The sequence below is a fragment of the Streptomyces stelliscabiei genome (assembly GCF_014873495.1).
GTDB classification, from domain to species: domain Bacteria; phylum Actinomycetota; class Actinomycetes; order Streptomycetales; family Streptomycetaceae; genus Streptomyces; species Streptomyces bottropensis.
Map to the genome: position 1 here is coordinate 9,496,485 of NZ_JADBGF010000001.1, position 14,463 is coordinate 9,510,947.

At 71.9% G+C, this 14,463-nt stretch carries 13 protein-coding genes; 7 read left to right on the forward strand and 6 right to left on the reverse strand.

What is annotated here, in order from left to right; translation table 11 throughout:
- The first annotated feature begins 24 nt into the window (after positions 1-24).
- Positions 25-1,614 (forward strand): hypothetical protein, encoded by a 1,590-nt coding sequence (locus H4687_RS41430; protein WP_225966973.1) that lies wholly within the window; start codon positions 25-27, stop codon positions 1,612-1,614.
- 42 nt (positions 1,615-1,656) lie between these two features.
- Here H4687_RS41430 and H4687_RS41435 read toward each other — a convergent pair whose 3' ends face one another.
- Positions 1,657-2,121 carry an SRPBCC family protein gene (locus H4687_RS41435; RefSeq protein WP_046913031.1) on the reverse strand — a complete coding sequence of 155 codons (465 nt, stop codon included), beginning with the start codon at positions 2,119-2,121 and terminating at the stop codon, positions 1,657-1,659.
- 272 nt (positions 2,122-2,393) lie between these two features.
- Between H4687_RS41435 and H4687_RS41440 the strand changes: the two genes are divergently transcribed.
- Positions 2,394-3,356, forward strand: a complete 963-nt coding sequence (locus H4687_RS41440) for a hypothetical protein (RefSeq protein ID WP_046913030.1) — start codon at positions 2,394-2,396, stop codon at positions 3,354-3,356.
- Between the two features lie 88 nt (positions 3,357-3,444).
- Here the strand turns inward: H4687_RS41440 and H4687_RS41445 are convergent, their stop codons facing one another.
- Positions 3,445-3,810, reverse strand: coding sequence for a cupin domain-containing protein (locus H4687_RS41445; protein ID WP_005483838.1), 366 nt, complete (start codon positions 3,808-3,810; stop codon positions 3,445-3,447).
- A gap of 151 nt (positions 3,811-3,961) precedes the next feature.
- On the opposite strand from H4687_RS41445, the gene H4687_RS41450 reads away from it, so the two are divergent.
- Positions 3,962-6,271: an MMPL family transporter gene (locus tag H4687_RS41450; RefSeq protein ID WP_179859941.1), complete on the forward strand. Its 2,310-nt coding sequence runs from the start codon at positions 3,962-3,964 to the stop codon at positions 6,269-6,271.
- Between the two features lie 32 nt (positions 6,272-6,303).
- Here H4687_RS41450 and H4687_RS41455 read toward each other — a convergent pair whose 3' ends face one another.
- Both H4687_RS41455 and H4687_RS41460 read right to left on the reverse strand, forming a co-directional pair.
- A complete protein-coding gene (locus H4687_RS41455) occupies positions 6,304-8,583 on the reverse strand; it encodes a M4 family metallopeptidase (protein WP_046913028.1) in 2,280 nt (759 codons plus the stop codon).
- A gap of 362 nt (positions 8,584-8,945) precedes the next feature.
- Positions 8,946-9,761, reverse strand: a complete 816-nt coding sequence (locus H4687_RS41460) for an SAM-dependent methyltransferase (RefSeq protein ID WP_097248806.1) — start codon at positions 9,759-9,761, stop codon at positions 8,946-8,948.
- Between the two features lie 230 nt (positions 9,762-9,991).
- On the opposite strand from H4687_RS41460, the gene H4687_RS41465 reads away from it, so the two are divergent.
- Together H4687_RS41465 and H4687_RS41470 are read left to right on the forward strand one after the other, a co-directional pair.
- Entirely contained in the window at positions 9,992-10,210 is a 219-nt protein-coding gene (locus tag H4687_RS41465) for a hypothetical protein (RefSeq protein WP_050398656.1), read from the forward strand.
- A 9-nt stretch (positions 10,211-10,219) separates the two neighbouring features.
- On the forward strand, positions 10,220-11,062 hold the full coding sequence (locus H4687_RS41470; protein ID WP_046914161.1) for a class I SAM-dependent methyltransferase: 843 nt from the start codon (positions 10,220-10,222) through the stop codon (positions 11,060-11,062).
- Between the two features lie 9 nt (positions 11,063-11,071).
- On the opposite strand, the gene H4687_RS48285 is transcribed toward H4687_RS41470, so the two are convergent.
- Positions 11,072-11,470, reverse strand: coding sequence for a thioesterase II family protein (locus H4687_RS48285; protein ID WP_233443493.1), 399 nt, complete (start codon positions 11,468-11,470; stop codon positions 11,072-11,074).
- A gap of 314 nt (positions 11,471-11,784) precedes the next feature.
- Between H4687_RS48285 and H4687_RS41480 the strand changes: the two genes are divergently transcribed.
- Positions 11,785-12,864, forward strand: a complete 1,080-nt coding sequence (locus tag H4687_RS41480) for an enoyl-CoA hydratase/isomerase family protein (RefSeq protein WP_046914162.1) — start codon at positions 11,785-11,787, stop codon at positions 12,862-12,864.
- 17 nt (positions 12,865-12,881) lie between these two features.
- Positions 12,882-13,391, forward strand: coding sequence for a GNAT family N-acetyltransferase (locus tag H4687_RS41485; RefSeq protein ID WP_179859940.1), 510 nt, complete (start codon positions 12,882-12,884; stop codon positions 13,389-13,391).
- A gap of 31 nt (positions 13,392-13,422) precedes the next feature.
- Here the strand turns inward: H4687_RS41485 and hemC are convergent, their stop codons facing one another.
- Positions 13,423-14,355, reverse strand: a complete 933-nt coding sequence (gene hemC / locus H4687_RS41490; RefSeq protein WP_046914164.1) for a hydroxymethylbilane synthase — start codon at positions 14,353-14,355, stop codon at positions 13,423-13,425.
- Between the last annotated feature and the right edge of the window lie 108 nt (positions 14,356-14,463).

Here is a 14,463-nt window from a genome sequence, read left to right on the forward strand (position 1 = left end):
GTGGAGTTGACGGGGGGATCCGAGATGTCCGGGGATCAGTACGGGGTAAGAGACCAGGACGGCTGGAGCCACAGCTACGTCGTGCCGCCCGTGCCGCCCATGCCGCCGGGTCCGCCGCCCGGGCCGGCGGACGCCTGGCGGGCCGTCGGCGTGGGCCTGCTGAACCTCAGCGGTCTCGGACTCGGCTACGCCCTGATCCGCCGCCCCCTCCTGACGCTGGTGTGCTGGGTGGCCACCGGCCTGCTGGTCTTCACGGTGCTGCCGGCCGACCCCGACGGCGTCTCGGGCACCACCCTCACCGTCTATGGCCTGTTCCTCCTCCTCACCGCCGTCCACGGCGCCTTCCTGGGCCTGCGCACCCGCCTGGTGTGGCCCGCGCGGTCGCCGCTCGCCATCGTGCTCGGGGTCCTCCTCCTCGCCGTACCGGTCGCGGGCGGTCTGCTCTACGAGACCGCGCGGAAGGAAGCCGTCGAGGAGATGCTCCTGGACCGGCTGGAGAAGGCCGACGACCTCGTGGACAAGGCCTCCGGCGAGTCCTTCTCCACGACCCAGTCCGAGTTCCGCAGGGCGCTGACCGCCTACGACGACCTCAGCACCGACCACCCCGACTCCCGGGCGGCCGAGAAGGTCCCGGACCGGCTGAAGACCTTCTACACGACGGTCGGCGCCCCGTACGAGAAGCAGGAGTACTGCGACGCCGTCGCTCCCCTCGAATACCTGCGCACGGTCCCGCAGACCGTGAGCAAGCGTGACCTCGGCTCGCTGGCCGACTGGCCCGACGACCGGCTCGCCACCTCGCTGTACGAGTGCGCCTCCGCCGGCCTGGAGGGCGACACCGCGGGCTGGCAGGACCAGTTCAGCGACCTCCTCACCACGTTCCCCGACTCCGACCAGGCGGCGAAGGTCGAGCCCGACGTGAAGGCGGCCGTCGACAAGGCGGTCAAGGCCGTGGGCGGCGACGACCCGTGCACCGCCGTGGACCAGCTGGAGACGCTCGGCTCCCAGGTCAAGGCGCTGCCGGGGGACAAGGCCGGGGTGGCCGACGCCCTCGCCGCCGACGCCGGACGGGCCGAGGACTCCGCGTCCACGGGTGTCTACACCTGCGGCGTCGACCAGTACCGCGACGGCGACTTCGCCGAGGCGGTGACCTCGATGAACGACTTCGTCGGCGCGCACAAGAAGCACAAGAACGCGCCGCGGGCGAAGAAGATCGCGATCGCCGCCGAGATCGCGCAGGAGGTCCCGGCGGCGGGCAAGAAGCTGCCTACGACGCGCTCCGGCGGCAGCATCTCCGTCACCGTCAAGAACGACAGCCCCGACGAGATCCAGGTCATGTACACCGGCCCGGTGACCGGCACCTTCACGCTCAAGGGCTGCGGCACCTGCTCCAGCTACAGCTGGAGCAGCACCCTCGTCAGCGGCTTCAAGCCGTGCAGCGGCAACGACAAGTACCCGCAGCGCACGATCAGCCTGCCCGTCGGCACCACGTACTTCCTGCACAAGCCGAAGGGCGGCAGCGCCTCCAGCGCCGCCTCCGACACCGCCAAGCTGGAGCCGGGCTACATCTACACGGAATGCGCCTACGTGACCTCCGGCTACGGTCTGGACTCCTGACGCGCGCCCGGTCACGGTGACCGTGCGGGGCCGCGGGAGCGATCAGCTCCTGCGGCCCTCGACCCACCGGGCGACGTCGTCGAGATCCCTCGCGATCGCCCTGCGCACGGCGCGAGCACCGACGGCACCCATGACCTTGGCGAGCAGACCCGCGACGCCTCCGGTCGGCTCGGCCGAGAACGTCATCAGGATCGTCGTCGACTCCGGCCCGTCGGCGCGCAGCCGCCACGCGGAGACATAGCGGGAGCCGTGCGACGCGGCCTCCACCACATAGCGTTCCGGCGGCTCGCTGACGGTCACCCACATCTCCTCGGTGGCGTCCTTGCCGAACATGCGCCGGGTCTCCCGCCAGCGCGTGCCCACCCCGAAGACCCCGTCCGTGAGGACCTCGATCCTGGTGACGCCGCCGAGCATCCGGTCCATCCGGCCGAGGTCCGTCAGGGCCTCCCACACCCGCCCCTGAGAAGCGGTGACCCGTCGCTCGACCACGACACCTCTGCTGGTCATGGGATCCATGAAAGCACCGGGCGGCGACCCCCGCCCCACGACGGGTCCGTTCCGGCCGGCCCGCCGGGTTGCGTAGACGGGGTGCGTAGTTTCACGGACGACCGCACGGGAGGCGTTCTGCGAGGCTTGGATCTTCAGGTGCGGCCGAGGCTCCGGGGGCCGCATGGAAGGGATCGGGCCGCGGGTATTTCTCCTCCACACGTTCGCGCACGGCACCCCGCCGGGCGGGCTCCACAGCCGCACCCCATCCACCACGACACCAGGAGAAGCCGATGACCGACCGCCCCGAGGGTGCGCCGGCACAGCCCCAGCCGCAGGATCAGCCGTCCGCGTCCCCGGCCTGGCCGCCCCCGGGGCAGCCCGACCCGCGGGCCCAGCCGCCGGGGCCGGCTCAGGCCCCGACACCGACCCAGGCGGAGATACCGGTCCCGGCGCAGACGCCCGGCCAGGCGGCGGCCCCGAGCGCCTACTCGTACCCGAACCCCCAGTCAGCGCCCGGCTACGGCCCGCCGGTGCCGGCCCAGGCCTCCGCGTACGGCTATCCGCCGGGCGGCTACCCGCCCCTCGGGGCGCCGCCCGCGACCGGCGCCGGCGGGCGCGCCGTGCTGTGGGTGCTGGTGGGCGCGGTCGTGACGTCGGCGGCATGGGCCGGCGGTGTCTTCCTGCTGGGCGTCGGCAAGGGCGACACGGAGGCGGACCTGCGCGGGTACAAGGCCGAGTCCAACCTCTGCTCCTCGGTGGACTACTCGTCGTTCAAGAACGAGTACCCGCAGGAGGACACCGAGCCGGTGCACAACTCCCTGGAGCACGAGGCCCTCGACGAGAGCTACTGCAGCATCTCCCTCAAGGAGTCCTCGACCTCCTCCCTCTCCGACGCCTACTTCTCGGTCCAGGTGGACCTCCACAAGAAGACCGACCCCGGCCCCGAGTTCACCGCCCAGTGGTCCGAGTACGACCAGCGGTACGAGGACTACGACGTGGACAAGGTCTCCGGCTTCGGCGACGAGGCGTATCTCGTCACCGAGGACACCACGTCCGGGGACGACAACAGCGGCAGCCGGGCGGCGACCCTCGCGGTGCGCGACGGCTGGATGACGTACGAGATGCGGTGGAGCGCCTACGGCTCCACCTACGACGACGGCGCGACCATGCCGGAGGTGAGCGACGTGGTGGAGTGGCTCAAGAGCGACACCAACGCGACGCTGGACAACCTGCGGGAAGCCGACGGGGTGTAGGTCCCTCGGGTGCTGGCCCCCGGCAGCACACCGACGGAGGCGGGGCGCTCGCGCCACCGCCTCCGTCCCCTTCCGCACCCGGGTCGGCTCAGTCGTCCTTCGCCTTCGCGTAGTCCTGGGCCATCTGACCGGCGAAGTCGTACACCAGGCACTGCTCGTCGCCCACGACCCACGCGTCGTGCCCCGGCGCGCACACGAAGGCGTCGCCCGGTCCGACCTCGCCCTCACCGCCGTCGTCCATACGAATGTGCATACGGCCACGGACCACGAAGCCGTTGTGGTGGACCTGGCAGCTGTCCGTGCCCGCGATGGGGCCGACGGACTCCGACCAGCGCCAGCCCGGCTCGAAGGTGGCCACGGCGAAGTCGAGCCCGGTCAGGTGCACCGCTTCGAGGTGACCCCGGGGGAAATCGCGCCGCTCGTCCGGCTTCTCGACCGTCTTGATCTCCAGCATGACGGCTCCCTTCCGCTAGGCCGTCCCCACCCCCCATCGTCCGCCTGTCAAGCCGGGGCCGCCAACCGGGGGACCGGCGCCCGCCGGAGGTGCCAGGGCCCCGACGGCGTCGTGTAATGGCATGCGGGAGATCGCTCCCGAGGGAGAGACGATGCGCTCAAGGCGTTCCGGTGAGGGTGAGGGCAAGCGGACGGGCGGGACCGACGCCGCGCCGGGCAGGCTGCGGCGGCTCGGCGAGTGGTGCGCCCGGCACTTCGTGGTCGTCATCGTCGCCTGGCTGGTCGCCCTCGCGGCCGTGCAGGTGCTGAACCGGGCCTACGGCGGTGACTACTCGGACAACTTCTCCCTGCCCGGCGTGCAGTCCCAGAAGGGCCTGGACGTGCTGAAGGAGCACGATCCGGCGGCCGGCGGCTACGGCAGCCAGATCGTCCTGCACGACAAGGACAAGGCCCTCACCTCGCTCGGCACCCAGATGTCCGAGACGGTCGACGACCTGCAGAAACTGCCGCACGTGCTGTCGGTGCAGAACCCGCTCACCGCGCCCGCCGGTCAGACCTCGCAGTCGTCGTCCCAGTCGCAGCAGCCGAACGTCGGCCCCCTGTCCTCCGACCAGAAGACGGCGTACATCACCATCCGCTTCGACGTGCAGCCCTCCACGCTCGGCGACGGGTACCTCGACGGGGTGGACGACTCCGTCCAGCCGCTGCGGTCGGCGGGCGCCGAGGTCGAGTACGGCGGTCCGCTCGGTGAACTGGCCCGGCCCGACGCCGACGACCGGATCAGCGAGCTGATCGGCTTCGCGGTCGCGATCGTCGTCCTGGTGATCGGCTTCGGCAGTGTCGTCGCCGCCGGGCTGCCGCTGGTGACCGCCCTGCTCAGCGTGATCGGCGGCCTCGCGTGTCTCGGTCTGCTGGCCGCCGCGTTCACCTTCGCGACCGTCTCCCCGACCCTGGCGACGATGATCGGCATCGGTGTCGGCATCGACTACGCCCTCTTCCTGATCACCCGGCACCGACAGAACCTCATGGACGGCGACGATCCGGTGCGGGCGGCCGGCCGCGCAGCCTCGACCAGCGGCCACGCCGTCCTCGTCTCCGGCTGCACGGTCATCGTCGCCCTCGCGGGTCTGTACGCGTCCGGCGTGAGCTTCATCGGCAAACTCGGACTCGCCGCCGCCGTGACCGTCGTCTCCGCGATCATCGGCGCCCTCACGCTGGTCCCGGCCCTGCTCGGCCTCATCGGCACACGCATCGACCGCTACCACGTCCGCAAGCCGATCGCCGAGACCGGCGCCGAGGCGGGCGAGGAGATCACCGGCACCTGGCACCGCTACGCCCAGCGCGTCGAACACCACCCGTGGCGGTTCCTGACAGCCGGACTCGCGACCGTGGCGATCCTCGCGATCCCCCTCTTCTCCATCCAGCTGGGCCACATCGGTGACGGTGCCGACCCCACCTCCTTCACCGACCGCCGTGCCTACGACCTGATGACGGACGCCTTCGGCCCGGGCTCCAACGGGCCGCTCACGGTCGTCATCGACCAGACCTCGGTGCCGTCGTCCGACCGCCAGAGCCTGCAGAGCACCGCCCAGAAGAAGCTCGACGCGGTCCAGGGCGCCCACGCGGTCACCCCGCTGACCCCCACCCAGGACGGGGACGTCCTGGTGGGCACGGTCTACTCCGCGCAGTCCCCGCAGAGCGCCGACACCACGGACCTCACCAACCGCCTCGTCGACGACACCCTGCCCGCCTCGGTCGCCGGTACGAAGGCCGAGGGGTACGTCACCGGCACCACGGCCTCCCAGGTCGACTTCCGCGACATCGTGGCGAGCCGGCTGCCCGTCATCATCGCCGTGGTCGTCGCCCTCGCCTTCCTGATCATCCTCGCCGTCTTCCGCGGCCTCCTGGTCGCGGTGAAGGCGGCCGTCCTGAACGTCCTGTCCATCGCCGCCTCGTACGGCGTCGTCGTCGCCGTCTTCCAGTGGGGCTGGGGCGGGCCCGCCCTGGGCGTCCACGGCAAGGTGCCCATCGAGAGCTACGTCCCGATGATGATGTTCGCCATCATCTTCGGCCTCAGCATGGACTACGAGATCTTCCTGCTCTCCCGCGTCCACGAGGCCTGGCTGCGCACCGGTGACGCCCGCGCCTCCGTGGCCCATGCCCTGGAGATCACCGCCCGTGTCATCACCTGCGCGGCCCTGATCATGGTCAGCGTCTTCGCCGCGTTCGTCGTCAGCGACAACATCGTGGTCAAGATGCTGGGTCTGGGGCTCGCCGTCAGCGTCCTCATCGACGCCACGGTCGTACGCCTGCTGATGGTCCCCGCCGTGATGACCCTCCTGGGCGGCCGTGCCTGGTGGACCCCGCGCTGGCTGGACCGGGTGATGCCGCACATCGACGCGGAGGGGGACACGGCGAAGCGGCCGGTCCCGCAGGCGCAGGACCGGCCGTTCGGCAGCTGAGGTGCTTCAGCGCACCGGGGGTCGACGGTTCGTCAGAACGTCAGCTTCCAGCTGTTGATGTAACCGGTGTCGAGGCTGGCCACGTCCTGCACCCGCAGCTTCCAGGTGCCCGCGGCGGTCTCCGAGGAGGCGTCCACCGTGTACGTCGCGACCACGTCGTCGGCCGAGTCGGACGACGAGGAGTTCTTCAGCCGGTAGGCCGTCCCGTCCGGGGCCACGAGGTCGACGACCAGGTCACCGCGCCAGGTGTGGACGATGTTCACGTCCACGGTGAGCGTGCTGGGCGCCGCTCCGGCCCGGTTGACGTTGATCGGGGACTCGACGGTGGAGTTGTCGGGGATCTGGTAGTCGGCGGTGTTCTCGAACACCGACTGGTTCCCCTCCTCGTCCACGCGCCAGGCGAAGCTCGCCTTCCCGGTCTTGTCCGCCGCGTCCGTCACGGTGACGGTCGGCGTCCAGTTCCCGGCCGTGGTCGGGGTGCCCGAGATGCGTCCCGTGGCGGCGTCGATGGACAGCCCGTCCGGCAGGCCGGTGGCCGCGTACGACAGGGCGCCGGCGTTGGTGGACGACGCCTGGACGTCCAGGGTGACCGCCTGCCCGGTCAGGGTGTACTGGGCGGCCGGGGGAACGACCGTCACACCGTCGAGGATCCGGGAGCCGACGTTGATCGCGGCCCAGGCGTTGGCGGTGTTGTTGTAGGTGACCGAACCGAGCCCGTACAGGTCGGCGGCGGCCCGCAGGGTCTGGGTACGGGCGGCGGCGTAGTTGGTCGTGGACGTCATGTACGTGGTGAGCGCCCGGAACCAGATCTTCTCGGCGGCCTCCCGGCCGATCGGCGTCACCGGCAGCCCGTCGAAGGTCGGCGAGTCGTAGGAGACGCCGTTGACGACCTTCGCGCCGCTGCCCTCGGAGGCCAGGTAGAACCAGTGGTTGGCCGGGCCCGAGGAGTAGTGGACGTCGTTGTTGCCGAGCGTGGAGGACCAGTAGTCGCGCGAGGAGCCGTCCTTGCTGGGCTTGTCCATGTAACGCAGCGGCGTGCCGTCGCCGTTGATGTCGATCTTCTCGCCGACCAGGTAGTCCCCGACGTCCTCGGAGTTGCCGGCGGCGAACTCCACGGCGGCGGCGAAGATGTCGGAGGTCGCCTCGTTCAGTCCGCCGGACTCACCGCTGTAGACGAGGTTGGCGGTGACCGACGTCAGACCGTGCGTCATCTCGTGCGCGGCCACGTCGATGGAGGTGAGCGGGTTGGCGTTGCCCGACCCGTCGCCGTACGTCATGCAGAAGCAGGTGTCCTGCCAGAACGCGTTGACGTAGTTGTTGCCGTAGTGGACCCGGCTGTACGGGGCGACCCCGTCGTTGCGCAGTCCGTTGCGGCCGTGGACGTTCTTGTAGTAGTCCCAGGTCAGCGCGGCCCCGTAGTGCGCGTCCGCGCCGGCCGTCTCCAGGTTGGCGGCGGTCCCGTCGCCCCAGACGTCGTCGCTCCCGCTGAACAGCGTGCCCGTCCCGGAGGAGCCGCGGTTCAGGTTGTAGGTGCGGTGGCTGCCCCGGTCCGCGTCGGTCAGCGTGTACGACGAACCCGACTGGCTGGTGCCGAGCGACACCGTGCCGCTGTAGCGGGTGTTGCCCGTGCCGGTGTGCACGGCCTCGTACTCGAACAGCTTCTTGCCGGACTGCGCGTCGGTGATGACGTGCAGCTCGCTGGGCGTGTCGTCGTGCTGGAAGCCGCTGACGACCGTCTCGTAGGCGAGGGTCGGCGTGCCCTTGGCGGCCCAGACGACCTTGCGGCTGCTGTCCGGAGCGGCCTTGGTGGACCCCTCCTTCTTCGCCGCCGCGAGTGCCTGCTTCTCGGCGGTGCCCTTGCTGACCTCGGGGCTGAGGTCCGTCACCTTCAGCGCGGGCTTGTAGGAGCGGGTGACGCTCTCGATCGCGCCGGACTTCGCGGCGTGGACGACCAGGTCGCCGCCGAGCACGGGGAGTCCGGCGTAGGTGCGCTCGTAGCGGGTGTGCACGGTGCCGTCGGCGTCCTTGACGACGTCGCGGACCTTCAACTCCTCCTTGCCGCCCAGGTCCAGGCGGTCGGAGGTGGTGTCCACGGCCTTCTCGGCCTGGCGTATGAGGGACTTGCGCTGGCTGGGAGTCAGCTTCGCGGGCAGGGACCCGCGGTCCGGCTTCGCCGCCGCGGGACGGGCGGTGCCTTCTGTCCCGTCACCGCGTGCCATCGCCGGGGCGCCCGGGACGGCGACGGCGAGCATCGCCGCCGCGACGACGAGGGCGGCCGTGGCCGTGGTGCGTCTGTGGGGGGTGGATCTCACGCGAACTCCTTAGCTGCGGCCGACGTTGGACGAGCGGCCGTACGAAGGACCCGGTGCACGGGTCGAGGCACCGGGTGGAGCAGGGAGTGCTGCGATGCGGGTGCGCGTGCGCCGTCGTGAGACGGGGTGGGCACAGAGTGACAGATGTGTGGGTGTCGTGTCAGGAGCACGCCAAGTGTTTGGCCGGAAAGTGATCGATCAACGACCGCCGGAGGTCAGGGAGTTGCCGGGTGTCGTCGGCGCATCCCGGGCAGGGGCATCGTGCGCACGAGGCCGGGGGCCGGCCGGAGCGATGGCTCCGGCCGGCCCCCGGCCCGGGTGAGGTGTGCGGGGCTACGCGCGCGGCCCCACGGCGTGCGGCGTCACGGCTTGCGGGCGAGACCGCCGTGCTCGGCGATGACTTCCGGGGCGGGACCGGTGGCGTCCGGGCGCCACAGGGGGACCGAGACCACACCGGGGTCGAGCAGTTCCAGGCCGTCGAAGAACGAGGTGATCTCGTCGACCGTGCGCAGGTTGTACGGCACGGCGCCGCTCTCGTTGTAGCCGTCCTGGGCGCGCTCGAAGACCGGGTCGATGCCCCGGGAGCCGTCGTTGATGGAGAGGTAACTGCCGGACGGCAGTGCCCCCAGCAGCCGGTCGATGATGGAACGTGCCTGGTCGTGGTCGGCGACATGGCCCAGGATGTTGCTGAGGATCAGCGCGGTGGGCCGGCCGAGGTCGAGGGTGTCGGCGGCCGCCGCGAGAATGCGGTCCGGGTCGAGCACGTTCGATTCGACGTAGTCGGTGGCCCCCTCCGGCGTGGACTGGAGCAGGGCGCGGGCGTGGGCCAGGACCAGCGGATCGTTGTCCACGTAGACGATGCGTGCCTCGGGGGCGATGCGCTGGGCGACCTCGTGGGTGTTGTCCGCGGTCGGCAGGCCCGTCCCGACGTCCAGGAACTGCCGTATGCCCGCCTCGGCGACCAGATACGTGATGTTGCGGCGCAGGAACGCGCGGCTGCTGCGGGCGATGGTCACGATGCCCGGGAACACGGCGGTGTACGCGTCGCCGGCCTGTTCGTCGACGGGGTAGTTGTCCTTCCCGCCCAGCCAGTAGTTCCAGATACGGGCCGAGTGCGGCACCGAGGTGTCGATCTTCTGATGCGCCGCCGGTCCGGGGGAGGTCGCGTGGTCGGTCATGTCTACCGTCCGTCTTTCAGCCGAAGCGAGGAGTTCCGGACACAACTTACGTCCCGACAGCCTTTCTCCGTACGTCAGTTCACGTTTCTGATGGTCCCGGGCGGGAGGACGCCGGGTCCGGGGGAGTGGGCGGGGCGCCGCTTCACCCCGGACGGGAACTTCCTGGTTCGAACGGACGTCCCTACTGGTGAGGCTGGACCGCACGCGGTGCGCGACGGAAGTGGGTTGCCATGACGACGATCGACCCGACCAGGATCGAGACCACGCTGGCCGACGGCCGCCGTATGACCCTGTCGCTGCCCGCGACGGACGCGGGATGGGCCGCCGAAGGCATCAGCACCCTCCGCCCCGTCCCGCCCACGCACACCGGCCGCGGCCAGGACCCTCCCGCCCTGCCCGAGCGCCCCGCGCTCCCCCTCGAAGTGGCCCTGCTGGGCTTCGCGTTCTAGCCCGGCGGCATGCCTGACGGGTGGCAGTGGGACCCCACGCTCTTCAAGGGCAGCGCGGCCCACTACGCGCGAGGCCGGCTCCCGTACGCCCCGGGCCTCCCCGAGGTGCTCGCCGGGGCACTCGGTCTGGACGGCCGGGGCCGGCTGCTCGATGTCGGCTGTGGCCCGGGGACCGTAGTGCTGCCGATGGCACGGTTCTTCGCGGAGGCGGTCGGTGTCGATCCGGACGAGGACATGCTGGCCGAGGCCGAAAGGCGGGCCGGACGGCGAGGGGTGACCCACACGCGCTGGGTGGCCGCCCGCGCCGAGGACCTGCCCGCGGGACTGGGGGAGTTCCGGGTCGTGGTGTTCGCGCAGTCCTTCCACTGGACGGATCGCGACCGTGTCGCGGCCGTCGTGCGGGACATGCTGGAACCGGGCGGCGCGCTCGTCCACGTGAGCGAGTTGAAGGACCCGCTCCCCGCGCCTCCGCCGCCGCCGTCCACCGCGCCGCCCTACGCAGGCATCGGGGAGCTGGTGCGCCGGTACCTGGGCCCGGTGCGCCGGGCGGGGCAGGGCGTTCTGGTCGACGGCACGCCGGGCGGGGAGGAACTCGTCATCGCCCGCGCGGGGTTCGCGGACTTCACGCGCCATGTGGTGCCCGGCGGGCAGGTCGTCACCCGCACCACTGACGACCTCGTCGCCTGGACGTTCTCCCGGTCCGACTCGGCGCCGCACCTGTTCGGCGAAGGGGTGGCCGACTTCGAACGGGACCTGCGGGCGCTGCTGGAGCGGGCGGCCCCGGGGAAGCACCCGTTCGCGGAGCGCCTTCCGGCCACCGAGATCAGGATCTGGCACAAGCCCCCGGGGTAGGGGAGGGCGTCAGCGGTGGTCCACCGGCGCAGTCGATGGCGTGGAACGGGCATCGATGAGGGTCTCGGTCAGGGTCTCGGTGAGCAGGGTGAGGACCTGGGGAGCCTGGTCGAACAGGTAGAAGTGGCCGCCGGGGCAGGTCCGCAGGGTGAAGAGGCCTCTCGTGTGCTCCCGCCACGCCCGTACGTCGTCCAGGGGGGCCTTCGGCTCCGTGGTGCCCACCGACGCCGTGACGGGGCAGGTGACCTGGTGGGAGCGGGTGGGGCGGTACAGCTCGGCGGCGCGGTAGTCGTTGCGGAGGGCCGGGAGGATCATGCGGAGCACCTCGTCGTCGCCGAGGATGCGGGTGTCGGTGCCGGCCAGTCGCCTGATCTCGGCGAGGAGGGCCTCGTCGCCCCGGAGGTGCACGTCGCCCTCCGGACGGAAGCGGGAGGGCGCGCGCCGGCCGGAGCGAACTGCATCGCCGGTGCCACGCCGGCCCGTTGCTCCGGCAGGCCCGCGAGTGCGAAGGCGAGGGAGACTGCTCCGCCCCCGCCCGCCGCCGCCCGACCGATCCGGGGGACCGCGGCCGTACGGACCCCTAGGCGCGAGCGCCCGGCAGGGGTGCCCGGGAAGGGGTCGGGTACGCTCGACTGGCCCGGGGGAGGGCGTCGACGACCGAAAGGAACCGGCCAGATCATGCGCGTCAGCGTGACCCGACGTCCGACGGCGGGGGTCCGCCGATGAGCGGCGGCGCGGAGGAGCCCGTCCTCCTGCGCACCACCGGCCGGGCCGCCCACCTCACCCTCAACCGCCCGAGGGCCCTCAACGCCCTCGACCACGCCATGGTGCGGCGCATCGACGAGGCACTGACCGCCTGGGAGCACGACCCGGCCGTGGAGAGCGTCGTCATCACGGGCGCGGGGGAGCGGGGCCTGTGCGCGGGCGGCGACATCCGGGTCGTCCACGACGACGCCCGCGACGGGGACGGCACCGCCTCGGCCGCGTTCTGGCGCGACGAGTACCGGCTCAACGCCCGGATCGCCAACTACCCCAAGCCGTACGTCGCCGTCATGGACGGGATCGTGATGGGCGGCGGCGTCGGCGTCTCCGCCCACGGCAGCGTCCGTGTCGTCACCGAGCGGTCCCGGATCGCCATGCCCGAGACCGGCATCGGCTTCGTCCCGGACGTCGGCGGCACCCGGCTCCTGGCCCTCGCGCCGGGCGAACTCGGCACCCTCCTCGCCCTGACCGGCGCGCAGATCGGCGCCGGGGACGCCCTGGTGTGCGGCCTCGCCGACCACTACGTGCCGTCCGCGTCGCTCGGGCACCTCCTCGCCGACCTCGCCGACCTGCCCGTCCGGGAAGCGGTCGCCCGCCACGTGCGGCAGCCACCGCCCGGCGAACTGGCCGCCCGCCGCGAGTGGATCGACTCCTGCTTCGCCGCCGACACCGCCGAGGAGATCGTCCGGAGGCTCCTCGCCCACGGCGACCCGGCGGCGAAGGAGACCGCCGAGACGCTGCTCGCCAAGTCACCCACCGCCGTCAAGGTCACCCTCACCGCCGTGCGCCGCGCCCGGCGGCTGGACTCGCTGGAACGCGCGCTGGAGCAGGAGTACCGCGTCTCCTGCGCGGCCCTGGCCACCGCCGACCTGGTCGAGGGCATCCGCGCCCAGGTCATCGACAAGGACCGCGCTCCGCGCTGGTCCCCGGCCACCCTCGCCGACGTCACCGACGCCGCCGTGGAGCGCTTCTTCGAGCCGCTCGGCGACCGCGAACTCCGCCTCCCGCCCCACGACGCCCCGACCGGGCCGCCGACGTGACCGACACCCCGCACGGCATGACCGTCAGACCCGGCGGCCCGGCCGACGCTCCGGCCGTCCTCGCCATGCTCGACGCGGCGGTGACCTGGATGAACGAGCGCGGCAACACCGAGCAGTGGGGCACGATCCCGTACTCGCGGCGACCCGACGGGGCGGCCCGGGTCGAGCGGTACACGACCGAGAACACCCCGTACATCGCGGAGCTGGCCGGCGCACCCGTGGGAGCCCTGGTCCTGGACACCGGCCCCAGCCCGCAGCTTCCGATCGCCCCGGCGGCAGAACCCGAGCGGTACGTCCGCCTGCTGGTCTCCGACCGACGGCACGCCGGCCTCGGCATCGGCGCGGCTCTCCTGGCCCATGCCGCCGAGCAGACCCGCCGGGCGGGCGTCCGGCTCCTGCGGGTCGACTGCTGGGCGGGCGGCGACGGCCGGCTCGTCGCGTTCTACGAACGCAACGGCTTCACCGCCACCGATCGCTTCCTCGACGGCGCCTGGCCGGGCCGGGTACTGGCCCGGTACGTCGACTGAACCGTGCCGGCCGGGGCCGGCCGGCCCCGGCTCAGTGGGCGATGCCGTCGATGAGGTCGCGGGCGCCCTGGCGGAGCAGGGCGACGGCCACGGAGGTGCCGAGCGTGGCCGGGTCGAGGCGGCCGGCCCATTCGTGGGCGTTGATGACCGTCTTGCCGTCGGGGGTGAACACGGAGGCGCGCAGGGAGAGTTCGCCGCCGCGGTCCGTGCGGGCGAAGCCGGCGATGGGGCTGTTGCAGTGCCCTTGCAGGACGTGCAGGAACATCCGCTCGGCGAGGGTCTCGCGGTGGGTGTCCGGGTCGCCGAGTCCGCTGACGGTGTCGATGGTGAGGGCGTCGCCCTCACGGCACTGCAGCGCCAGGACACCCGCGCCGATCGGCGGCATCATCGTCTCCACGGACAGGACCTCGCTGATCACGTCCGCGCGGCCGATCCGCTCCAGCCCGGAGACGGCCAGCAGCAGCGCGTCCGCCTCGCCCGCGGCGAGCTTCTCCAGCCTGCGGTTGGCGTTGCCCCGGAACGGCACACACTCCAGGTGCGGGTGCGAGGCGGCGAGTTGCGCGGTGCGCCGTACGGAGGAGGTGCCGATGCGGGTGCCCGCGGGAAGCTCGTCCAGGGTGCGGCCGGCGGGGTCCACGAGCGCGTCGCGGATGTCGTCCCGCTTCAGGAACGCGGCGAACATGGTGCCCGCCGGGAGGGGCCGGTCGGCGGGGATGTCCTTCACGCAGTGCACGGCGAGATCCGCCTCGCCCGCGACGAGCGCGGCGTCGACCTCCTTGGTGAACGCCCCCTTGCCCTCGACCTGGGAGAGATCACCCATCCACTTGTCCCCGGTCGTCTTCACGGGGACCACTTCGGTGCGCAGCGCCGGGTGCAGCACGGCGAGTTCGGCGCGTACACGCTCCACCTGGGCCAGAGCCATGGGCGAGTCTCGGGAGACGATACGAATCAGATCCTGCGACATGAAGGCACGATAGCCCCTCGGGCCCGGGGCCGTTGACCATCCTCGACCCCGGTCCTGACCCCAGTTCCGCCCCCGTCCGCGCCTCCACCCGCGACGACCAGCCGTGAC